This window comes from Palleronia salina (assembly GCF_900141995.1).
GTDB lineage: Bacteria > Pseudomonadota > Alphaproteobacteria > Rhodobacterales > Rhodobacteraceae > Palleronia > Palleronia salina.
The window spans coordinates 103,621-125,397 of sequence record NZ_FQZA01000006.1 but is presented as its reverse complement, the minus strand read 5'-3'; the positions used below and the strand labels follow the sequence as shown (position 1 = coordinate 125,397).

General features: G+C 68.0%; 20 protein-coding genes. 11 read left to right on the top strand and 9 right to left on the bottom strand.

The window, feature by feature from the left end; translation table 11 throughout:
• Window positions 1-217: 217 nt before the first annotated feature.
• The 4 genes from BUB76_RS10605 to xylF form a co-directional block, all read right to left on the bottom strand.
• Window positions 218-931 (bottom strand): metallophosphoesterase, encoded by a 714-nt coding sequence (locus tag BUB76_RS10605; protein WP_214607532.1) that lies wholly within the window; start codon window positions 929-931, stop codon window positions 218-220.
• A 367-nt stretch (window positions 932-1,298) separates the two neighbouring features.
• The gene (locus tag BUB76_RS10600) at window positions 1,299-2,081 is read right to left on the bottom strand and encodes an ATP-binding cassette domain-containing protein (protein ID WP_073128759.1); all 783 of its coding nucleotides are present in this window, start codon (window positions 2,079-2,081) and stop codon (window positions 1,299-1,301) included.
• 4 nt (window positions 2,082-2,085) lie between these two features.
• Window positions 2,086-3,393 carry a sugar ABC transporter permease gene (locus tag BUB76_RS10595; protein ID WP_073128758.1) on the bottom strand — a complete coding sequence of 436 codons (1,308 nt, stop codon included), beginning with the start codon at window positions 3,391-3,393 and terminating at the stop codon, window positions 2,086-2,088.
• A 107-nt stretch (window positions 3,394-3,500) separates the two neighbouring features.
• Entirely contained in the window at window positions 3,501-4,538 is a 1,038-nt protein-coding gene (gene xylF, locus BUB76_RS10590) for a D-xylose ABC transporter substrate-binding protein (RefSeq protein ID WP_073128757.1), read from the bottom strand.
• A gap of 308 nt (window positions 4,539-4,846) precedes the next feature.
• Here xylF and BUB76_RS10585 point away from each other — a divergent pair, with 308 nt between their 5' ends.
• Both BUB76_RS10585 and BUB76_RS10580 read left to right on the top strand, forming a co-directional pair.
• A complete protein-coding gene (locus BUB76_RS10585; protein ID WP_308417673.1) occupies window positions 4,847-6,055 on the top strand; it encodes an ROK family protein in 1,209 nt (402 codons plus the stop codon).
• Entirely contained in the window at window positions 6,043-7,542 is a 1,500-nt protein-coding gene (locus BUB76_RS10580) for a CRTAC1 family protein (RefSeq protein WP_073128755.1), read from the top strand. The genes BUB76_RS10585 and BUB76_RS10580 overlap by 13 nt, the downstream gene beginning before the upstream one ends.
• 63 nt (window positions 7,543-7,605) lie before the next feature.
• Here BUB76_RS10580 and urtE read toward each other — a convergent pair whose 3' ends face one another.
• Genes urtE through urtA form a run of 5 tightly spaced genes read right to left on the bottom strand, consistent with a single transcriptional unit; the run spans window position 7,606 to window position 13,574 of the window.
• On the bottom strand, window positions 7,606-8,301 hold the full coding sequence (urtE, locus tag BUB76_RS10575; protein ID WP_073128754.1) for an urea ABC transporter ATP-binding subunit UrtE: 696 nt from the start codon (window positions 8,299-8,301) through the stop codon (window positions 7,606-7,608).
• 3 nt (window positions 8,302-8,304) lie between these two features.
• Entirely contained in the window at window positions 8,305-9,036 is a 732-nt protein-coding gene (gene urtD / locus BUB76_RS10570) for an urea ABC transporter ATP-binding protein UrtD (protein ID WP_073128753.1), read from the bottom strand.
• Window positions 9,033-10,280: an urea ABC transporter permease subunit UrtC gene (urtC, locus tag BUB76_RS10565; RefSeq protein WP_073128752.1), complete on the bottom strand. Its 1,248-nt coding sequence runs from the start codon at window positions 10,278-10,280 to the stop codon at window positions 9,033-9,035. Before urtC ends, urtD begins: the two co-directional genes overlap by 4 nt.
• A gap of 3 nt (window positions 10,281-10,283) precedes the next feature.
• Window positions 10,284-12,230: an urea ABC transporter permease subunit UrtB gene (gene urtB, locus BUB76_RS10560; RefSeq protein WP_073128751.1), complete on the bottom strand. Its 1,947-nt coding sequence runs from the start codon at window positions 12,228-12,230 to the stop codon at window positions 10,284-10,286.
• Between the two features lie 60 nt (window positions 12,231-12,290).
• On the bottom strand, window positions 12,291-13,574 hold the full coding sequence (gene urtA, locus BUB76_RS10555; RefSeq protein WP_073128750.1) for an urea ABC transporter substrate-binding protein: 1,284 nt from the start codon (window positions 13,572-13,574) through the stop codon (window positions 12,291-12,293).
• A 375-nt stretch (window positions 13,575-13,949) separates the two neighbouring features.
• Here urtA and BUB76_RS10550 point away from each other — a divergent pair, with 375 nt between their 5' ends.
• From BUB76_RS10550 to BUB76_RS10510, 9 genes are all read left to right on the top strand, one after another.
• Window positions 13,950-14,405 carry a universal stress protein gene (locus tag BUB76_RS10550; RefSeq protein ID WP_073128749.1) on the top strand — a complete coding sequence of 152 codons (456 nt, stop codon included), beginning with the start codon at window positions 13,950-13,952 and terminating at the stop codon, window positions 14,403-14,405.
• A gap of 1 nt (window position 14,406) precedes the next feature.
• Window positions 14,407-15,147, top strand: a complete 741-nt coding sequence (locus tag BUB76_RS10545) for a heparan-alpha-glucosaminide N-acetyltransferase (RefSeq protein WP_073128748.1) — start codon at window positions 14,407-14,409, stop codon at window positions 15,145-15,147.
• A 72-nt stretch (window positions 15,148-15,219) separates the two neighbouring features.
• Complete coding sequence (locus tag BUB76_RS10540) at window positions 15,220-15,780, top strand: NifU family protein (protein WP_073128747.1); 561 nt, start codon at window positions 15,220-15,222, stop codon at window positions 15,778-15,780.
• Window positions 15,773-16,441, top strand: coding sequence for a tRNA (adenosine(37)-N6)-threonylcarbamoyltransferase complex dimerization subunit type 1 TsaB (gene tsaB, locus BUB76_RS10535; protein ID WP_073128746.1), 669 nt, complete (start codon window positions 15,773-15,775; stop codon window positions 16,439-16,441). The genes BUB76_RS10540 and tsaB overlap by 8 nt, the downstream gene beginning before the upstream one ends.
• Window positions 16,438-16,854: a GNAT family N-acetyltransferase gene (locus BUB76_RS10530; RefSeq protein ID WP_073128745.1), complete on the top strand. Its 417-nt coding sequence runs from the start codon at window positions 16,438-16,440 to the stop codon at window positions 16,852-16,854. The genes tsaB and BUB76_RS10530 overlap by 4 nt, the downstream gene beginning before the upstream one ends.
• Window positions 16,855-17,037: 183 nt before the next feature.
• Window positions 17,038-18,042, top strand: a complete 1,005-nt coding sequence (locus BUB76_RS10525) for a BMP family lipoprotein (RefSeq protein ID WP_073128744.1) — start codon at window positions 17,038-17,040, stop codon at window positions 18,040-18,042.
• A 76-nt stretch (window positions 18,043-18,118) separates the two neighbouring features.
• Window positions 18,119-19,705, top strand: a complete 1,587-nt coding sequence (locus BUB76_RS10520) for an ABC transporter ATP-binding protein (protein ID WP_073128743.1) — start codon at window positions 18,119-18,121, stop codon at window positions 19,703-19,705.
• Window positions 19,705-20,814 carry an ABC transporter permease gene (locus BUB76_RS10515; RefSeq protein ID WP_073128742.1) on the top strand — a complete coding sequence of 370 codons (1,110 nt, stop codon included), beginning with the start codon at window positions 19,705-19,707 and terminating at the stop codon, window positions 20,812-20,814. Before BUB76_RS10520 ends, BUB76_RS10515 begins: the two co-directional genes overlap by 1 nt.
• Entirely contained in the window at window positions 20,811-21,776 is a 966-nt protein-coding gene (locus tag BUB76_RS10510; RefSeq protein WP_073128741.1) for an ABC transporter permease, read from the top strand. The genes BUB76_RS10515 and BUB76_RS10510 overlap by 4 nt, the downstream gene beginning before the upstream one ends.
• The last annotated feature ends 1 nt before the right edge of the window (window position 21,777 follow it).

The following is a 21,777-nucleotide window of genomic DNA, read 5'->3' as shown; positions in this document are numbered from 1 at the left end:
TCATCCCAGCTCGAGCAGCACGATCTCGGGCGGGACACCGAAGCGGACGGGTGCGATGGAGCATCCCAGCCCCCCGAAACGACAAGGTCCGCCGGTGTTCCGTCGGGGCGCGGCTCGACGACGTGTCCATAGGCGTATCGATTGCCGTAACGGGACGGCACGACCGGCGAATGTCCGAAAACCCGGAATTGTCCGCCATGGGTATGTCCCGATACCGTCAGGGCGACGGGACGCTCGGCCGATTTGATGTCCGGAAAGATGTCGGGTTCGCGGGCCATGAGAATGACGGGCGCGTCATCGGTGACCGCGCGCAGGGTCCCCCGACATCATGCACGCCGCGCCATGTCGTCCGCCCGTATTTGCGCCCCGGCAAGAGAGCGAGCTGGTCGCCGAGCCCGGCGATCCAGAACGGATGGTTGCCCTGTGTCAGGCGGATCGCCTCGTTCTGCAGGACCGGCAGTCCCGCCTTTTCGAGGGCGAGCTGTCCGAAGGTCGGTCCATGCCCACGCCGCTGGGCCGTCTTGTCCTCCCACCAGTCGTGATTGCCTGGGATCGCATACCTGCCGAGGGGCGCCTGGAGACCCGCCAGGATCGGGGCCCATTCGCTCGAATGGACGTAGGAGGTCACGAACCGCGAGGAGATGCCCGCCGAGTAGTCCCCGAGAAGAAGGATGACGTCGGGCTTGAGCGCATTGGTCCGCTCGACGGTGCGCGCGATGCGATCGATGCTCATCCACGGATTGCAGGCATGGATATCCGCAACCAGCGCCACCTTGAGCTTCAGTCCCGGGGTCCAGCCGGCGGGCGTGAAGGCATGGCGTGTCGTCTGCAGGCGCAAGAGCGGCTCGATGGCGAACGCGTATGACCCCAAGGCGGCAGAGGATATCGCCCCGAGGCCGATGACCTGGAGAAAGCGGCGACGGTTGAACATTCGACGCTCGGGCATGGTTCGGCGACTCTTCTCACTCGGGGATGGGCGGACCAGGTGACCGCCTATCACGAGTCACGCAGACGATCGACGCCCGGATCGAAGTGTCATCGCCATGGTGTGACAGCGGGGGTTTATTAGGTCCCTGAAGCTCGCTGAGCTTGGCGAATGCGGTCTAAATTACAAGCCTTTAGGTCGAATTCGATAGATGAAGGCCCCGCTCGAGAGGCCGCCATCTCGGACCCGGAAGCTGCCCCCACAATGTTTTGCAGAGGTGCCTGTGGGCCCCCACAGGCAAGGGGTGCGATCCCGTGTCGGTCCGACCATCCCGGATGTTCTGCCAGGGACTCTCCGGGATCGACCCGCCCCTTTACGCCGCTTCGCGCTTGGGGTTCTTGCCGAGGATGATCATCGAGAGGATGTCGTCCTCGGTGACGTCCTCGACATGCTCGGTGCCCACCAGCGCGCCGTTCTTCATCACCGACACCCGGTCGCACAGGGCCATCATCTCGCGCGTGTCGTGGCTGATCAGGACGATGCCCAGGCCCTGGGCCTTCAGCTCCTTGATGATCTCGGCCACCATCTCGGTTTCGTGCACACCCAGCGCGGCGGTCGGCTCGTCCATGATGACGATCTTGGCGTCGAAATAGACCGCCCGGGCAATGGCCACCGACTGCCGCTGCCCGCCCGACAGGGCCGACACCGGAACGCTGAACTTTTTGAAGTTGGGGTTCAGCCGGTGCATGATCTTGCGCGTCTCGGCCTCCATCGCGCTGTCGTCGACAAGGCCGAGCGACGTGGTGATCTCGCGGCCCAGGAACAGGTTGGCCGAGGCGTCCAGGTTATCGGCCAGGGCCAGCGTCTGGTAGATCGTCTCGATGTTGTAGTCGCGCGCGCCGGCCGGGCTGCGGATGTCGGCCTTTTCGCCGTTGATCCAGATCTCGCCCGAATCCATCCGGTAGGCGCCGGCGAGGATCTTGATCAGCGTGGACTTGCCCGCGCCGTTGTGGCCCAGCAGGCCCACCACCTCGCCCGGGTAGACGTCGATGCTGACGTCGTCCACGGCCTGCACGCCGCCGAAGGCGATCGAGATGTTTTTCATCGCGACCAGCGGCGTGCAGCTGCGGTCGATCTGTTGCTTGGTCTCGGCCATGGTCTCAGCCCTCCACGCGGCGGCGATAGATGATGTCGATCAGGACGGCGGCGACCAGGACGCTGCCGACGACGATGTTCTGCAAGGGCGCATCCACGCCCACCATCGCCATGCCCGATTGCAGCGACTGCATGATCAGCGCGCCGAGGATGGCGCCGTAGATCGTGCCGACCCCGCCGGCGAGCGCGGTGCCCCCGATGACGGCGGCGGCGATCACGCGCAGTTCGTCCAGCGTGCCGATATCGTTGGAATGGAAGGTCAGGCGCGACGAGGCGACGAGGCCCGCGATGGCGACCAGCACGCCCATCAGCGCGAAGACCTTCACGGTGAGCATGCGGGTGTTGATGCCCGACAGCTCGGCCGCGTCGGGGTTGCCCCCGGTGGCGAAGATGTAGCGTCCGAACCGCGTCTTGCGCGCGACGACCGTCATCACGATCGCCACGGCGATCAGCAGCAGGACCGAGATCGGCAGGCCGTAGGAGGCGGTGAAGCCCTCGGGCACGGTTTCGCCCCGCGCCTCGAACTGGCGCTCCAGCACGCGCGACGGCACCTCGTAGGCGTTCAGGATGGCGATGAAGCCCAGGATGGCGGCGACGAAGATGCCGCCCACCACGAACTCGGCCCAGATCGGCTTCACCGGGAAATCATGGCGCAGCTTGGACCGGCGCCCCGAAACCAGCGCCAGGACCGCCGCGGCCGCCGCGATGAGGCCCACGATCCAGGACCACGTCTCGCCCAGCGTGCCGTTGATCCCGCCGAAGAGCTGGAAGGTCTCGTTGAGCGGGCCGATGGTCTGACCGTTGGTCAGGTACCAGGCCACGTTGCGCCAGACCAGCAGGCCGCCCAGCGTCACGATGAAGGCCGGGATGCCGAGGAAGCCCACGAGGTAGCCCTGGAAGCCGCCGATGATGCCGCCCACGATGACGCCGAAGATGATGGCAAGGATGGCGAGCGACGGGCTGCCCAGCGGGATGCCCAGCATGTCGGGCAGCCAGGCCGTCTGCATCATCGCCATCACGGCCGAACAGGTCGCGAGAAGCGAGCCCACGGCAAGGTCGATATGGCGGGTGACAATGATGAACACCATGCCGGTGGCCATGATCGCGACCGACACGGTCTGGATGGTCAGGTTGAACAGGTTGCGCGGCGTCAGGAATTGCCCGCCGGTCATGATATTGAACAGGATGCAGATCAGCAGGAAGGCACCGATCATGCCCAGAAGGCGCAGATCGAGCTCGAGCTGTGAAAAGAAGCTTCGATTGGGGCCGCTGCGTCCGGCGGAGGACGCCTGCCCCGAGGTGGAATCGCTCATGTCCGCGCTCCTGCCATGTGTAGAAAGGGGAAAGTCGCGGCGCGCTCAGGCGCCGCCGCGACGGGTCTGGTGCCGGGCGGACGTCGTGGCCCGCCCGGACGTGTCGATCAGTTGCAGGGCGCGGGGCCGTCCGAGACGCCCTGGCAAAGCTCTTCCTGGCTGATCCAGCCGGCGTCGACGACGACCGACAGGTTCTCCTGCGTGACCGGCACGGGCTCGAGGAACTCGGCCCAGAGCGTGGTGCCCGCGGGCGAAGTCCACTCTTCCGCGCCTTCCAGCTCGGACATCTCGGTGCCCGACGCCAGTTCCAGCGCGTACTGGCCCGCGGCGGCGCCCAGGTCACGGCTGTCTTTCCAGACGCTGACAGTCTGGGTGCCCTGCGCGATGCGGTTCAGCGCGGCGAAGTCGGCGTCCTGGCCGGAAACCGGGATCCCGTCGAGGCCCTGCGCGGTCAGAGCGGCCACGGCACCACCGGCGGTGCCGTCGTTCGACGCGACCACGGCATCGACCTCGTTGCCCTGCTGGGTCAGGATCTGCTCCATGTTGCGCTGCGCGTTGGCGGGCAGCCAGCCGTCGGTATAGGCCTCCCCGACGATGGTGATGTCACCGGCGTCGATCGCGTCCTGCAGGACTTCCTGCTGGCCGCCACGCAGGAAGTCCGCGTTCGGGTCGGTGGGCGAGCCCTTGATCATCACGTAATTGCCGGTCGGCTGCGCCTCGAGCACGGCACGGGCCTGCATCCTGCCGACTTCGATGTTGTCGAAGGTCAGGTAGAAGGCACGCTCGTCCTCGATCAGGCGGTCGTAGGCGATGACCGGGATACCGGCATCGGCCGCGGCCTGCACGGCGGGGATGATGGCCTGGGTGTCCTGGGCCAGGATGATCAGCGCATCGACGCCCTGCGAGATCAGGGATTCGACGTCCGACAGCTGCTTTGCCGACGAGGACTGGGCATCGGCCGAAACGTACTCGGCCCCGGCTTCCTCGAGCGCGCCCATGATGGCGGCTTCGTCGGTTTTCCAGCGCTCTTCCTGGAAGTTCGACCAGCTGACGCCGACGGTCATGTCGGACGTGTGCTCGGCCGCGAAGGCCACGGTGGTGAGCGACGTGGACAGCGCGGCGGCTGCCAGAAGCGAAAGACGCATGTTTTCCTCCCATTTGGATACGCCCCTGCCTTGTGACGGCGGGGTCGGTCTTTGCGTGGCAAGACCATGGAGTTCTTTATTTCACCTGTCAAAATAAAAACGTTGCGAGATCACGCATGTCGCCTAATCTGGAGCAACATTCTTCGCTGCAGCGCCGAAAATCTCGGTGCACCGCGGCAAAACGGGCGCCCTTATCTATGGCAAATGAAAGAAATGCGCCGATCGTGACGGCGGCCGCTCTTTCCGCACCGCAGCATGGCGGATGCGGACCGCTGCGCATCAGCCGCGCGGATTCGGGTGATTCGGCGGTGCCGCTGCGCCAGCAGGTCTTCGAATCGGTTCGCGCGGGCGGCGCGCTCAGCCGGGTCGAGATCGCGCGCATGCTTGGCGTCAGCCCCGGATCGGTCACGCAGGCCGCCGCCGACCTGATCGCGGCCGGCTACCTGCAGGAGGTCGAGACCGCACCGCGCGACGGCGAGACGACGCGCGGCCGCCCCCCCGTGGGGCTGGCAGTCAATCCAGCGGCCGGAACCGTCGCGGGAATCAAGATCTCCGAGGCCGGGCATTCCGCCGTGCTCTACGATTTCGCGGGCGGCGCGCTGGCCGACATGACGCTGCCCGGCGCGGTGCGGCCGCTGTCGCGCGCCGAGGTCAAGGCGACCGTCGCCCAGCTGCTGGATGGCTTGCTGGGCCAGACGGGCATCACCCGCGACCAGGTGGCCGCCGTGGGGCTGGGCATGCCGGGCTTCATCGACGGCGAGACGGGCCAGGCCCTGTGGTCGTCGATGCTGTCGGACGCCAACCTGCCGTTGACCGAGCTGCTGTCCGACCATCTGGGCTGCCCTGTGATCATCGACAATGACGCCAACCTGATGACCCTGGCCGAGCTCTGGTTCGGCGACGGGCGCGACGTGTCGAACTTCGCCGTGGTCACGATCGAGCACGGGGTCGGCATGGGGCTGGTCCTGAACAACAGGCTCTATCGCGGCGGGCGGGGTCTGGGGACCGAGCTCGGCCACACCAAGGTGCAGCTCGACGGCGCGCTTTGCCGCTGCGGCCAGCGCGGCTGCCTGGAGGCCTACGTGGCCGACTATGCCCTGGTGCGCGAGGCGTCGACCGCGCTCGACTGGTCGGGCAAGGACCTGCTGGGCCCGCGCGAGATGCTGTCCGAGCTCTACGACCACGCCAAGGCCGGCAACACCGCCGCCCGCTCGATCTTCCGCCGCGCCGGGCGCTACCTGGCGGTGGGGTTGGCCAACGTGGTGAACCTGTTCGACCCCGAGCTCATCATCCTGTCGGGTGAGCGGATGGAATACGATTACCTGTACGCCGACGAGGTGCTCCGCGACATGGCCGCCGCCGCGATCCAGGTGGACCGGCCCGCGCCGCGGGTGCAGATCCACGCCTGGGGCGACCTGATCTGGGCGCGCGGGGCCGCCGCGTTGGCCCTGTCGACCGTGACGGCCCAGCGCCTGGGCGCCCCCGGCGCATTGGACGAGGCCTCATGCGTCGCCTGATCCTGCCCCTGCTTTTCGCCCTGCCCGCCCATGCCGATCCCGCGTTCATCGACCGGTCGGGCGCTTTGCCCGCGCCCCATGTCTACGAAGGCGGCTGGACGCATTTCGTCGGCGGTGGTGTCGCGATCCTAGATTGCAACGGCGATAGCCGGCCCGACCTTTTCGCCGCCGGTGGCGCGGCGCCCGCCAGCCTGCTGGTGAACGACACCGCCCCCGGTAGCGACATCACCTTCCGCGCGGGTCCTGTGCAGGAGACCGGGGTCATCGGAGCCTACCCGCTGGACGTGGACGGCGACGGGCAGATGGACCTCTTCGTGTTGCGCGATGGCGTGAACCGGCTTCTGCGCGGCGATGGCGATTGCGGCTTCACCGATGCCACCGCCAGGATGGGCCTGCCCGAGGACGCGCGCTGGACCACGGCCTTCAGCGCCACGTGGGAGGACGGCGCGGACCGACCCACCCTCGCCATCGGCAACTACGTTGACCGCGACGACCCGGACGGGCCCTTCGGCACCTGCGACGAAAGCTACCTGCTCCGCCCCGAGGGGGACCGCTATGGCGCGCCGATCCCGCTGGCGCCGTCCTTCTGCCCGCTGTCCATGCTGATCTCGGACTGGCGGCGCGAGGGGGATCCGCTGCTGCGCGTGTCGAACGACCGGCACTACTACCTCAGCGAGGGGTACGAGCAGATGTGGGACCTGTCGCCCCTGCGCGAATGGGGCGCGGCCGAGGGCTGGGACACCATGCGCCTGTGGGGCATGGGCATCGCCAGCGGCGACATCACCGGCGACGGGCGGCCCGAGGTGGTCCTGACCTCCATGGGCGACCAGATGATCATGGAGAACACGGGCGGCGGGTTCACCGCCTTCCCCTTCGCCATCGGCGCCTACGCCCAGCGCCCGCATACCGGGGACGACGGACGCCCCTCGACCGGCTGGCACGCCGAGTTCGGCGATGTGGACAATGACGGGCGGCTGGACCTGTTCATCGCCAAGGGCAATGTCGACCAGATGCCCGGCCTCGCGATGGAGGATCCCAACAACCTGCTGATGCAGGGCGCGGACGGCACCTTCGTCGAGGCCGCGGCCGATGCCGGTGTCGCCACGGTGGCCCGGTCGCGCGGCGGCGGCCTTGCCGATCTGAACGGCGACGGGCGGCTGGACCTGGTGGTGGTGAACCGCCGCGCGCCGCTCGAGATCTGGCAGAACGCGACCCCCGATTCCGGTCGCTGGCTGTCGGTGAAGCTGACGCAGCCGGGGCCGAACCGCAATGCCGTGGGCGCGTGGATCGACCTGCGCGGGGCCGCCGGACCACAATCGCGCGAGGTGACGGTGGGCGGCGGCCACGCGGGCGGCCAGGCGGGGCCGGTGCATTTCGGGCTGGGCGACGCGGATATGGCCGAGCTGCGCATCACGTGGCCCGACGGCACAGTGGGCGACTGGCAGCCGGTCGCGGCGGACACGGCGATCACCCTGCGGCGCGAGTGAAGGCGGGCGCGGATGCCCCGCGATAATGTGCAGTAGGTCCAGGATCGTCTCGGATAATTGGGATCACAGCGCCATGGCTTCGGCCAGCTTGTCGCGGTCGGCGGCGACATCCTCGGTCCGGAAACTGACCTGTCCGCCCTGCAGCACGGTCACCCGGTCGGCAAGGCCCAGCGCGAAGTCGAAATATTGCTCGACCAGCACGATGGCGATCTCGCCCTCGTCGCGCAGCACCTCGATGACGCGGCCGATATCCTTGATGATCGACGGCTGGATGCCCTCGGTCGGCTCGTCCAGCAGCAGCACGCGCGGCCGCGCGATCAGCGCCCGCGCGATGGCCAGCTGTTGCTGCTGCCCGCCCGACAGGTCCCCGCCACGGCGATGGCGCATCTTGGCCAGCACCGGGAACAGCTCGAAGATCCGGTCGGGCACGTCCCGACCGCCGCGCGGCAGACAGGCGAAGCCGGTTTCCAGGTTCTCGGCCACGCTCAGCAGCGGGAACACCTCGCGTCCCTGCGGGACATAGGCGATGCCGGCGCGCGCCGCCGTGACGGCATTGGGATGGCCCAGGTCGCGGCCGTCCAGCTTGATCCGCCCCTCGGTGAATGGGTGCCGCCCCGCGATGGCCTTCATCAGCGAGGTCTTCCCGACCCCGTTCACGCCCATGAGCGCGGTCACCTGCCCCGGCCGCGCCACGAGGTCCACACCGTGGAGCACCTGGCTCTGGCCATAGCGCAGGGTCAGACCATTTACGTCCAGCATCGCTCAGCGCCCCAGGTAGACATCGATCACGTCCTTGTTCTGCGTCACGTGGTCCAGCGATCCCTCGGCCAGCACGCGGCCCTCGTGCAGAACGGTGACCTTGCAGCCCAGGCGGCGGACGAAGGCCATGTCGTGCTCGACCACGACGATGGCGTGCCGCTGGGCCAGCCGGTTCAGAAGGTCGGTGGTATGCTCACGCTCGGCGGTGGTCATGCCGGCCGCGGGTTCGTCCACCAGCAGAAGCCGCGGCTCCTGCGCCAGCAGCATCCCGATTTCGAGCCACTGCTTCTGCCCATGGCTCAGCGCACCGGCGGGACGGTCGAGGTGATCTTCCAGCCCGATCTCGGCCGCGACCTCGTGCAAGCGGCCCTCGTCGACACTTCGGCGCAGCAGCACGTCGAACGGCCCCCGCGGCGCCTTCAACGCCATGGCCAGGTTGTCTCGCACCGATTGCGCTTCGAACACGGTGGGCTTCTGGAACTTGCGGCCCACGCCCAGCCGCGCGATGGCCTGCTCGCTGAGCCCCACCAGGTTGCGGTTGTCCTCGCCCCACAGCACGTGGCCCGAATCCGGCCGGGTCTTGCCGGTCACGATGTCCATGAAGGTGGTCTTGCCCGCGCCATTGGGGCCGATCACGGCGCGCAGCTCGGGCTCGCCGATGGAGAAGGACAGGTTGTCGATGGCCTGGAAGCCATCGAAGCTGACCGACACGCCCGAAACTTCCAGCAGGGTCATTCGCGGCCCTCCTCCTGCCGCTTGGCGCCCTTGTCGGGGCCGTAGTCCCCCTGCCGGTCGGGCACGCGCCGCGCCTGCACCAGGTCCACCAGCCCGCCGATGCCCTTGGGCGCGAACAGCGTCACGCAGACGAAGCTGAGGCCCAGCAGCACCAGCCACCAGTCGGTCCATTGCACGGTGTAGACGCCCAGGTTGATGTCGGGCGCGCCGCCGCCGGTGAACCAGCTGGACAGGAGAGACACCAGCGCCGCGCCGATGGCCGCGCCGTAGAGCCGCCCGCGCCCGCCGATGGCGACCCAGACCGCCAGGTAGATCGAGGCGATGGGCGCGATCTCGGCCGGGTTGATGATGCCTGCCTGCGGGTAATAAAGCGCGCCCGCGATCCCCGTGACCACCGCGGTGAGGGTGAAGGCGAACAGCTTGAAGCCCTCCACGTGGTAGCCCAGGAACCGCACCCGCGCCTCGTCGTCGCGCACGGCGCGCAGCACGCTGCCCATCTTGCCCGACACCACCCAGGCGAACAGCAGGTAGCCCAGCGCCAGTGCCAGCGCCGAGGCCCACAGGAACCACAGCGAGATCGTCGCCTGCGGCACCTGTTCGTAGCCGGGAATGTTCTGCAGCCCCGACAGCCCGTTGTTGCCGCGCAGACCGCTGTCGTTCTGGAAGAGGTAGAGCGCCAGGGCGAGCGTCATCGCCTGCGTCAGGATCGACAGGTAGACGCCCGTGACTCGGCTGCGGAAGGCCAGCCAGCCGAAGACCAGCGCCAGCAGCCCCGGCACCAGCACGACAAGGGCAAGCTGCGCGACCAGCGAATGCGAGAACATCCAGACCAGCGGAAAGTCGGACGACCCCACGACGCCGAAGATCTGCGACCCGATGGCATCGCGGATCTCGTCCTGGGTGGGCGGCAGGGGCTGCTGGGCCAGCGCGGGCGCGACGATGTTCTCGGTTCGCGCGTACATCAGCCACATCCCGATCATGTAGCCGCCCAGCCCGAAGAACGCCATGTGCCCGAGGCTGAGGATGCCGGTATAGCCCCAGACCACGTCCATGGCGACGGCGGCCAGCATCAGGCACAGGGTCTTGCCCAGCGTCTTGACGAAGGCGGTCGAGATCATGCCCTGGCTGGCCATCACCGTGACGACCAGCGTGAAGACGGCCAGCGCCCCGAGGAACACCCAGGTCGACGGCGCCGTGGCGGGACGCGGCGTGGGGCGCAGGGGCAGGCTTTCGCTGACGGCCATGGCTCAGTCCCCCGCCGCACGTCCGCGCAGCGCGACGATGCCGCGCGGCCGGAACTGGATGAACACGATGATGAACAGGATCATGTAGGTCTGCGCCGCCAGCGTGTTGGACGGGTTCAGCGACTCGATCAGCTTCTGCAGGACGCCGATCAGCCCCGCCCCCGCCAGCGTGCCCCAGACATTGCCGACGCCGCCCACGACCACGGTCATGAAGCTTTGCACGATGTAGTTGGCGCCCATCTCGGACGTGACCTGCGCGTAGAGGCCGATGGCCACGCCCGCGATCCCCGCGATGCCCGAGCCGATGCCGAAGGTCGCCATGTTGATGCGGTCGGGGTCGATGCCCATGCTGGCCGCCATGCCCGGGTTCTGCGTGACCGCTCGCACCTCGAGCCCCAGCCGCGTGCGGTTCAGGATGAACAGCAAGAGCCCCAGGAACAGCGCCGCCAGCACGAAGATGGCGATGCGGATATAGCTGATGCCCACCAGCTCGTTCAGGACCCACTGCCCGTCCAGCCAGCCCGGCGCGGTGAGCGGTCGCGCCTGCGTGCCGAAGATGTTCTTGGCCAGCTGCTGCAGCGCGATCGAGATGCCGAAGGTCGCCAGCAGCGTCTCCAGCGGGCGGTGATAGAGGTGCCGGATCACCAGCCGCTCCATCGCGATCCCGGCGGCGCCCGCGACCAGGAAGGCCAGCGGCAGCGCGATCACCAGCGACAGGGTGTAGTCGGGCACGAATTGCTGGACGACATAGCCGGTATAGGCGCCCATCATGATGAATTCGCCATGGGCCATGTTGATGACCCCCATGACGCCGAAGGTGATGGCGAGCCCGATGGCCGCCAGAAAGTAGATCGAGGCCAGCGACAGCGCGTCGAGCGCGAGATCGGCGGTCTGCGCGGCGCCGACGCGCAGATCCACCGCTTCGAGCGTTTCGCGCGCGGCGTCGGTGATGGCGGGATCGTCCTCGTCGTAGGCCGCGAAGAACACGTGATCGGTCAGCGCGGCGTCGACCTCTTCCTCGGTGACGAAAGGCGGAACCTCGCCCGCTTCGGCCAGGGTGACATAGGCGTCGCGGCGGGCGGCGTCGGTGTCCAGCGTCTCGACCGGCACGCCCGCGACGGTGCCGTCCTCGATCGCCGCGATCAACGCGTCGCGCAGCGCCGCATCGGACACGCGGGCGGGGGCCAGGCCTTCGTCGACCAGCCGGCCATAGGCCTCGACCCGGCTGATGTCCTCGCCCGGGGTGAGGATCCGGGCGACGTTGACGTCATCCGGCAGGGTCGCCGCCACGCGCTCCTCGGTCTCGAGGATCTGGCTCAGCGCCGCGCGGGCGTCGGAGGACACGGTGCCGCCCAGCCCTTCGATCGCCTCGACGCGGGCCTCGGTGGTCTCGCCGAAACGGGCGATCAGGATGTTGCGCAGACGATCCTTCTCGGCACGGATGGCGGCGACGGGCTCGTCGGGAATGGACTGGGTCAGCGGTTCGATCTGGTCGGCATCGGGCCGCCGCGCGATGGAGGTCAGCGCCTCGCGCCGCACCTCGGGCGCGGGGTCGGACAGGCGGAAGCGGACCAGCGCGCCGCCCAGCACCCGGCGCACGCCGCCATTGGGCCGAACCTCTTCCACGCGGTCCTCGGGCACCATGGCCCCGGCGCCGGTGTCCAGGTCGATCAGGGTGATCTGCCCGTCCGACGTGCGCCCGGCGCGGTAGAAGCGGCCATCGGCGGTGTCACGGACGATGTCGCGGTCCTGCCACGCGGCCAGGAAATCCGGCGCGTTGGGCAAACCGGCGGCCAGCAGGTCGTCGATCACGACGCCCACGCTGCGGCGGCCGGGGTCGGCGACCTCGTCGGCGTGGGTCTGGAGGATCGATTGCAGGTCCTGCGCGACCACCGCGGTGGGGGCGAACAGGCACAGGGCAAGGGCGAGGGCGAGGAAAAGGCGGCGCATGGATCGTCCCGGTCAGGGCAATGGGCGCGCCGGTCGGCCGGCGCGCCCCAGAGGCTCAGGTCAGTAGTTCGACTTGATCTGCACGCAGGTGTCGGTCTCGGTGTTGTACATCCCGCATTCCAGCTCCTGCCAATCGGACTCGAGCACGGCCGACTCGGGCAGGTAGTCGGTCCAGGCGTCGCCCGGGACCGGGTCGGTCTGGGTGACGATGTCGAACTGGCCGTCGGCGCGGATTTCGCCGATCAGCACGGGCTTGGCCAGGTGGTGGTTGGTGCCCATCACCGCGGTGCCGCCGGTGAGGTTGGGGAATTCCTGGCCCCACATGGCTTCGCGCACGGCGTCCACGTCGGTGGTCCCGGCCTCTTCGACCGCGTTCACCCACATGTTGAAGCCGATATAGTGGGCCTCCATCGGGTCGTTGGTCACGCGGTCCTCGCTGCCGATGAAGTCCTGCCAGGCGGCGATGAACTCGGCATTGGCCTCGGTGTCGGCGGACATGAAGTAGTTCCACGCGGCCAGGTGCCCTTCGAGGTTCGAGGTGTCGAGGCCCGAAAGCTCTTCCTCGCCGACCGAGAAGGCGACGACGGGGATGTCATCCGCGCTCACGTTCTGGGCGGCCAGTTCCTTGTAGAAGCCCACGTTGGCGTCGCCGTTGATGGTCGAGATCACGCCCACCTGGCTGCCGTCCGAGCCCAGTTCGATCACGTCCGACACGATGGTCGACCAATCCGAATGGCCGAAGGGGGTGTAGTTGACGAAGATGTCCTCGTCCGCGATGCCCGCATCCTTCAGGTAGCTTTCGAGGATGTTGTTCGTGGTGCGTGGATAGACATAGTCGGTGCCCAGCAGCGCGAATTTCTCGACGCCCAGTTCCTCGAGGAAGTAATCCACAGCCGGGATCGCCTGCTGGTTCGGCGCCGCGCCGGTGTAGAAGACGTTCTTCGACGACTCCTCGCCCTCGTATTGCACCGGGTAGAACAGCAGGCCATTCAGCTCTTCGATGACCGGAAGAACGGATTTGCGGCTCACGCTGGTCCAGTTGCCGAAGATCACGTCGACCTCGTGCACGCTCAGCAGTTCGCGCGCCTTCTCGGCGAAGAGCGGCCAGTCCGACGCCGGGTCGACGACCACGGCCTCGAGCTCGCAGCCCAGCACGCCACCCGCCTCGTTCTGCTGTTCGACCAGCATCAGCATGGCGTCTTTCAGCGTGGTCTCGGAGATGGCCATGGTGCCCGACAGCGAGTGCAGCACACCGACCTTGATCGGGCACGAGACGTCCTGGGCGGCGGCGGGAAGCGCCCCCAGAACGACGGCGGAGGAAAGAAGAACGGAACGGATAGACATGATGACCCCTCATCAGGCGCGCGGAACGGGGGGATTCCGGCTCGACACGGGCCGTCACCGCAACATATCCCTGCCCACGCAATTTCGGTTGCGCGTGCGGCGGCGCGGTTCGGTTTCGCAGACTGGTGGCGCCGTCGCACATCTGATGCCGGTTTGATCACCCGGCGGGACGAATGGAGCGTTCGGAGGCGGATTCGCACAGGACTCAGCGGTTGAGACCCGCAAGGCCCGCCTCGATTGCCGGATTTTGAGGCATATGACCCTGCGTCAGCACAATGCGCAGGCGTCTTTCGTATACGGCGGACAGCGCCGCTCGGCTGGACAGGCCGACGGACGGCATGCATCATCCGCGTCGAAGACACCCCAGGGGTATCCATGCGTAAGTTCCTCGTCATCCTCGATGACAGCCGCGAATGCCTGAACGCCATGCGCTTCGCGGCCATGCGCGCCGCGCGGACGGGCGGCGGCGTGCAGATCCTGTCCATCATCGCCCCCGACGAGTTCAACCACTGGGTCGGCGTGGGCGAGATCATGCGCGAAGAGGCGCGCGAGCGGATCCGCGCCCATTACGAGGTCTTCGCCAAGTGGATGCGCGACCGGCAGGGCGTCGATCCCGAGCTGGTCATCCGCGAAGGCGAGGCGGTGCCGCAGCTCATGGCGCAGATCGAGGAAGACGGCGAGATCGGCGTGCTGGTTCTCGGCGCCAGCAGCGAAAAGGGCGGGCCGGGGCCGCTGGTCCAGCACCTGTCGAAGATCGCCGGATCGCTGCCCGTGCCGCTGACCGTGGTGCCGGGCAACCTGAGCAAGGAACAGCTCGAGGCGATCACCTGAAATGAGCGCAGGCGACCGCCCGCACGGCACGGTGGAGGCCGGCGCCCGTCCGGCCGCGCGCGTGGCCTGGATCGACCGGGCGCGGGGCATCGCGCTGGTTGCGATGGTCGTCTTCCACTTCAGCTACGACCTGGACATGCTGGGCGTTACCCAATGGGACGTGGGCGGCGCGCCGGGCTGGCGGCTGTTCGCCATGTCCATCGCCGGGAGCTTCATCGCGCTGGCGGGCGTGTCGCTGCAACTGGCCCACGGGCGCGGTGTCCGCTGGCGCGGGTTTCTGCGGCGGCTGGGGCAACTGATGCTGGCCGCCGCCGCGGTCACGCTCGCCACGCATTACGCCATGGGCGCGGCGGTGTGGTTCGGCATCCTGCACGCCATCGCCGTCTTCTCGGTGCTGGCGCTGCCGTTCCTGTTCGCGCCCGGCTGGCTCGTGGCGCTGGCCGCCCTGCTGACGCTGGCCGCGCCGCATCTCCTGACCTCGGATGTCTTCTCGCACCCCGCGCTCTACCCGCTCGGGCTGTCGCCGACCCGCTGGTTCGCCCTGGATTACGAGCCGGTCTTCCCCTGGTTCGCCGCCACGCTGGCGGGGCTCTTGGTGGCGCGGATCGCCCCCCTGCCCCGCGGCCCGGTCGCCTCGGACCTGCTGGCCCGCATGGGGCGGCATTCGCTGGTGATCTACCTGTTGCACCAGCCCATTTTGCTGGCCATCCTCATGGGCGCGCGGCAGCTGGGGCTACTTTAGAACGGTTCTAGAGTCCTTGACATGGCGGGCGCCATTCCGCATATCGGGTGCAGCAGTAAGGAAGACGCCGCAATGTTCATCCAGACCGAATCCACGCCCAACCCCGCCACGCTGAAGTTCCTGCCCGGCCAGACCGTGCTCGAGACCGGCACGGCCGACTTTCCCTCGGCCGAAACCGCCGACACCTCGCCGCTGGCGACGCGCATCTTCGCCGTCGACGGAACCACGGGCGTGTTCCTGGGTAACGACTTCGTCACCGTGACCAAGCAGGACGGGACCGAGTGGGACCATATCAAGCCCGCGATCCTGGGTGCCATCATGGAGCATTTCCAGTCCGGTCAGCCGGTCATGGCGGGCGGCGCCGACCAGTCGGGCGGCCATGCCGACCACGAAGGCCCCGACGGTGAGATCGTCGTCCAGATCAAGGAACTGCTGGACACCCGCGTGCGGCCGGCCGTGGCGCAGGACGGCGGCGACATCACCTTCCACGGGTTCGAGCGTGGCGTCGTCTACCTGCACATGCAGGGCGCCTGCGCCGGCTGCCCGTCCTCGACCCTGACGCTGAAGATGGGGATCGAGAACCTGCTGCGCCACTACATCCCCGAGGTCATCGAGGTGCGGCCGGTTGCCTGACGCACCGACGCTTCTTGCCTTCGACACATCGGCCGCGCACTGCGCGGCCGCTTTGCGTTCGGGCGGGTCGCTCGTGGCGCTGGCACAGGAAGACATGGCGCGGGGACAGGCCGAACGGCTGATCCCGATGCTGGAAGAGCTGCTGTCGCAGGCGGGCCTTTGCTGGGGCGACCTTGATGCGCTGGCAGTGGGGATCGGTCCCGGCAACTTCACCGGCCTGCGCGTGGGCGTCGCGGCGGCACGGGGGCTTGCCCTGGGCCTCGACCGCCCCTGCCATGGCGTGTCCAGCTTCGACGTCGCGCTGTCGGCCACCTCGGGCGATGCGCTGGTCTGCCTGCCCGCGCCGCGCGACATGGCCCACGTGCGCGCCTATCGCGACGGCGCCCCGGACGGCCCTGCCCGCCTGATCGACCCTTCCGATCCGCCAGGCGACCTGGCGACGGGCGCCGGGATGCAGGCGGTCGGCCCGCTGGCGCTGCACGTCGGCCCCGCCCTGGGCCTGCCCGCGCTGGAAACCGACCTCGACGCCATCGCGCCGCGCATCTGCGAGATCGCCGAGCGGCGGCACATGGGCGGCGACACCGCGCCCGAACGGCCCGCGCCGCTTTACGTGCGCCCGCCCGACGCCGCCCCCGCCCGCGCCCAGCCCCCGGTCGCATGACGCCCGAGGACCTGGCCCGGCTCCACGCCCGCGCCATCACCGTGCCGCCGCCCTTCCCGGCCGACGGGTTCCGCGACCTGCTGGCCCAGCCGGGGGCCGTCCTGGTCACACGGGACCATGCTTTCGCCCTGGGGCGCGTCGTGCTGGACGAGGCCGAGCTGCTGACCATCGCCACCGATCCCGACCACCGCCGCAAGGGCCTGGGCCGCGCCTGTCTCGACGCGTTTCACGATGACGTGCGCGCATACGGTGCAACGCGCGTCTTTCTCGAGGTGGCCGAGACCAACGCGGCGGCCCGGGCGCTTTACGACGCCATGGGCTATGAGCAACTGGGCCTGCGCCGTGGCTACTACCGCGATCCCGCCGCGGGGTCGGTGGATGCGCTGGTGCTGGGCCGGGATCTGGTCCCATGACGAAACGTCATCTGCCTCAATCCACGGCAGGTGCCCCGTCGCGCGGCGATTCATCCACAATCCCGTCTTGATTCTCGGGTCCGCACGGCCCTTAATCGCGGCTGTCGCGGGCGCCCTCGGGCGACCCCGGGCCATGGGCGCCAAAGCCCTTGGCCAAAGAACAACACAAGGGAGACACCCCCAATGACCACCATGAAAACCCTTCTGGGTGCAGTCGCCGCCTCGGCGCTGGCCGCCGGCGCTGCCATGGCCGAGCCGGGCCTCATCATCGACCTGGGCGGCAAGTTCGACAAGTCGTTCAACGAATCCGCCTATAACGGCGCGCAGCGCTGGGTCGAGGACAACGACGGCGCCGACTACCTCGAGACCGAGCTCGCTTCGGAAGCGCAGCGCGAGCAGACCATGCGCCGCATGGCCGACCGTGGCGCGAACCCGGTCGTGGTCCTGGGCTTCGCCAACGGCTCGACGCTGGAACAGGTGGCCCCCGACTACCCCGAGACCAACTTCGTGATCGTCGACATGGTGGTGGACCAGCCCAACGTGCAATCCATCGTCTTCGCCGAGCACCAGGGCAGCTACCTCGTGGGGATGATGGCCGCCATGGCCTCCGAGACGGGCACCGTTTCCTTCGTGGGCGGCATGGACGTTCCGCTGATCCGCAAGTTCGCCTGCGGCTATGCCCAGGGCGCCAAGGCGGCGAACCCCGACGTGGAAGTGATCGCCAACATGACCGGCACCACCCCCGCCGCGTGGAACGACCCGGTAAAAGGCGGCGAGCTGACCCGCTCGCAGATCAGCCAGGGTTCTGACGTGGTCTTCGCCGCCGCCGGCGGTACCGGCGTGGGCGTGCTGCAGGCCGCCGCCGACGAGGGCGAGCTGGCCATCGGCGTGGACAGCAACCAGAACTACCTGCACCCGGGCAACATGCTGACCTCGATGGTCAAGCGCGTGGACAACGCCGTTTACGACGCCTTCACCGCCGCCGCCGAGGGCGAGCTGCAGACCGGCATCGTGGTCAAGGACCTGTCCAACGACGGCGTCGGCGTCGCCATGGACGAGTTCAACGAGGACCTCGTCACCGAGGAAATGATGGCCGCCGTGGAAGAAGCGCGCGCCGCCATCGTGTCGGGCGAGCTGGAAGTCCACGATTACACCAGCGACGACAGCTGCCCCGCGCTGACGTTCTGATCGCGACCTGACGACACCGGCCCCCGCGCGACCCCGCGCGGGGGCCGTTTTACTAGATCCCCGAAGGGTGGGCTCCATGACGGCACCGGCCATCGAACTCAAGGGCATCTCGAAGTCCTTCGGCCCCGTGCAGGCCAACAAGGACATCGCGATCCGCGTGATGCCCGGCACCATCCACGGCATCATCGGCGAGAACGGCGCGGGCAAATCCACGCTGATGTCGATCCTTTACGGCTTCTACAAGGCCGACACGGGCGAGATCTTCATCCGCGGCGAGCGGACCGAGATTCCCGACAGCCAGGCCGCCATCCGCGCGGGCATCGGCATGGTGTTCCAGCATTTCAAGCTGGTGCAGAACTTCACCGTGCTGGAAAACATCGTGCTGGGCGCCGAGGATGGTGCGCTCCTGAAGGGCTCGCTGTCCAAGGCGCGCACCCTGCTGAAGCAGCTGTCCGAGGAATACGAACTGCATGTCGACCCCGACGCCAAGATCGAGGATCTGGGCGTGGGCATGCAGCAGCGGGTCGAGATCCTGAAGGCGCTCTATCGCCGGGCCGACATCCTGATTCTGGACGAACCCACCGGCGTGCTGACCCCCGCCGAGGCCGATCACCTGTTCCGCATTCTCGAAGGGCTCAAGCGCGAGGGCAAGACGATCATCCTGATCACCCACAAGCTGCGCGAGATCATGGAGACCACCGACACGGTCAGCGTCATGCGCCGGGGTGAGATGACGGCCACGGTGAAGACCGCCGAGACCACGCCGCAGGAACTGGCCGAACTGATGGTGGGCCGCGAGGTCCTGCTGCGCGTGGACAAGCAGGCCGCCACGCCGGGCGAAACCGTGCTGAATGTTGAAAATCTGCAAGTCGTGGACGGCTCGGGCGTCGAACGGCTGCGGGGAATATCGCTAAACGTCAAGCGTGGCGAGATCCTTGGCATCTGCGGCGTGGCCGGGAACGGGCAGTCCGAACTGCTCGAGGTCCTGGGCGGCATGCGCCCCGGCAAGGGCCGCGTCACGGTCAACGGGCAGGAGCTGGACCTGACCGGCGCCGAATCCGACGCCCGCACCCGGCGCCGCCGCGGCATCGCCCACGTCCCCGAGGACCGGCAGGAAGAAGGCCTGATCATGGACTTCTTTGCCTGGGAGAACGTGGCCTTCGGATATCACGACGACGCGCGCTACCAGCGCGGCGCGATGATGAACAACGACGCCATCCGCGAGGACGCCGAGGCCAAGATCGCCAAGTTCGACGTGCGGCCTGCCAATTGCTGGCTGAAGGCCAAGAATTTCTCGGGCGGGAACCAGCAGAAGATCGTCATCGCCCGCGAGCTCGAGCGCAATCCCGACCTGCTCTTGGTGGGCCAGCCCACGCGCGGCGTCGATATCGGCGCGATCGAGTTCATCCACGAGCAGATCGTCGCCCTGCGCGATGCCGGGAAAGCGGTGCTGCTGGTGTCGGTGGAACTGGATGAGATCTTGTCGCTAAGTGACCGTATCGCCGTCATTTTCGACGGTCGTATCATGGGCGAGCGCCTGCCGTCCGAAACCGACGAGCGCGAGCTTGGCCTGCTCATGGCCGGGATCACGGATACCGACAAGGACCACTCGGTCGACGAGATCGAGGAAAACCTCGCCCACGCCACTGGAAAGGCCGGCTGATGGACAAGCTTCCCAAGTGGGCCGACGTGGCCCTGATCCCGTTGATCAACCTGATCCTCGCCCTGATCGTCTCGGGCCTCGTGGTCGCGCTGATCGGCCAGGACCCGTTCGAGGCGCTGGCGATCATGGTGAACGGCGCCGTGGGCTCGACCTATGGCTGGGGCTACACGCTGTTCTACGCCACCAATTTCATCTTCACGGGCCTGGCCGTCGCCATCGCCTTCCACGCGCGGCTTTTCAACATCGGCGGTGAAGGCCAGGCTCAGCTGGGCAGCCTGGGCGTCGCGCTGGTCTGCCTGATGGTGCCGTGGCCGCACTGGCTGATCGCGTTGCCGGTGGCGATCCTCGGCGGTGGCCTTTTCGGCGCGGCCTGGGCCGCCATACCCGCCTACCTGCAGGCGACGCGGGGCAGCCACATTGTCATCACCACGATCATGTTCAACTTCATCGCCTCGGCGCTGCTGGTCTACCTGCTGGTGAGCGCGCTGAAGGCGCCGGGCATGGCGCCCGAATCCGCCCGTTTCGTCGAGGGTTCGCACCTGCCGACAGCGCGCGAGGTGTTGGGGGCCATCGGCATCGACTTCGCCCGCACGCCGATGAATGTCAGCTTCATCGTGGCCCTGCTGGCCTGTTGGGGCCTGTGGCTTCTGCTGTGGCGCACCCGGCTGGGATACGAAATCCGCGCCTTCGGCCACTCCGACAAGGCCGCCGTCTATGCCGGCATCAACCCGGTGCGGATCACCATGATCACGATGCTGATCTCGGGCGCCCTGGCCGGCCTCATGGCCATCAATGCCGTGATGGGCGAGCAGGAGCGGCTGTTGCAGGACAACGTGCTGGGCGCGGGCTTCGTGGGCATCGCCGTGGCGCTCATGGGGCGCTCGCACCCGGTGGGCGTATTCATCGCCGCGGTCCTGTTCGGCGCGCTGTACCAGGGGGGCGCCGAGCTGGAGTTCGAAACCTCGATCCCGCGCGAGATGATCGTGGTGATCCAGGCGCTGGTCATCCTGTTCACCGGCGCGCTGGACGGCATGGTGCGCAGCCCGCTCGAGAAGGCCTTCCTGCGCTTCCGGCGCCAACCCGACAAACCCGGAGTGCCCGCGGAATGAACTATCTCGACCTGATCCAGATCCTCGATTCGTCGATCCGGCTGGCGACGCCGCTGCTGTTCGCCTGCCTCGCCGGGCTGTTCTCCGAGCGGGCGGGCGTCTTCGACATCGGGCTCGAAGGAAAAATCCTGATCTCGGCCTTCTTCTCGGCCGCCGTCGCCGCGCTGACCGGGTCGGTCTGGCTGGGGCTCCTGGCCGGCATCGCGTCCTCGATGGTGTTCTCGATGATCCACGGGCTGGCCTCGATCACCTTCCGGGGCGACCAGCTGATCTCGGGCGTGGCGATCAACTTCCTCGCGGCGGGCATGACGGTGCTGATCGCGCAGGACTGGTTCTCGCAGGGCGGGCGCACGCCGCAACTGTCGGGGGGCGCGCGCTTCTCGCCGATCGAACTCCCCTTCGCCGAGGCGCTGTCGGGCGTGCCCTTCATCGGCCCGCTTTACGCCGATGCGCTGTCGGGTCACACTATCCTTGTCTATGTGGGCCTGCTGACCGTGCCGCTGACCTGGTACGTCCTGTTCCGCACCCGCTTCGGCCTGCGCCTTCGCGCGGTGGGCGAAAACCCCGGCGCGGTGGACACGGCCGGCGTCAACGTCGTGCGGCTGCGCTACGCCGCCGTGGCGATCTGCGGCGTGCTGTGCGGGCTGTCGGGCAGCTTCCTCGCCACCGGGCTGGCCGCGAGCTTCACCCAGAACATGAGCGCCGGGCGCGGCTACATCGCGCTGGCCGCGCTGATCTTCGCCAAATGGCGGCCGTGGTACGCTCTGGGGGCGTGCCTGCTCTTCGGTCTGCTTCAGGCCATTTCCAACCGCTATTCGTCGATCGACCTCGTGCTGTTCGAGATCCCCAATGCCTTCGTCCTGGCCCTGCCCTATATCCTCACCGTGGTGATCCTGGCGGGCTTCGTCGGCAAGGCCGTCCCGCCCCGCGCCGGTGGGCAACCCTACGTGAAGGAGCGCTGAG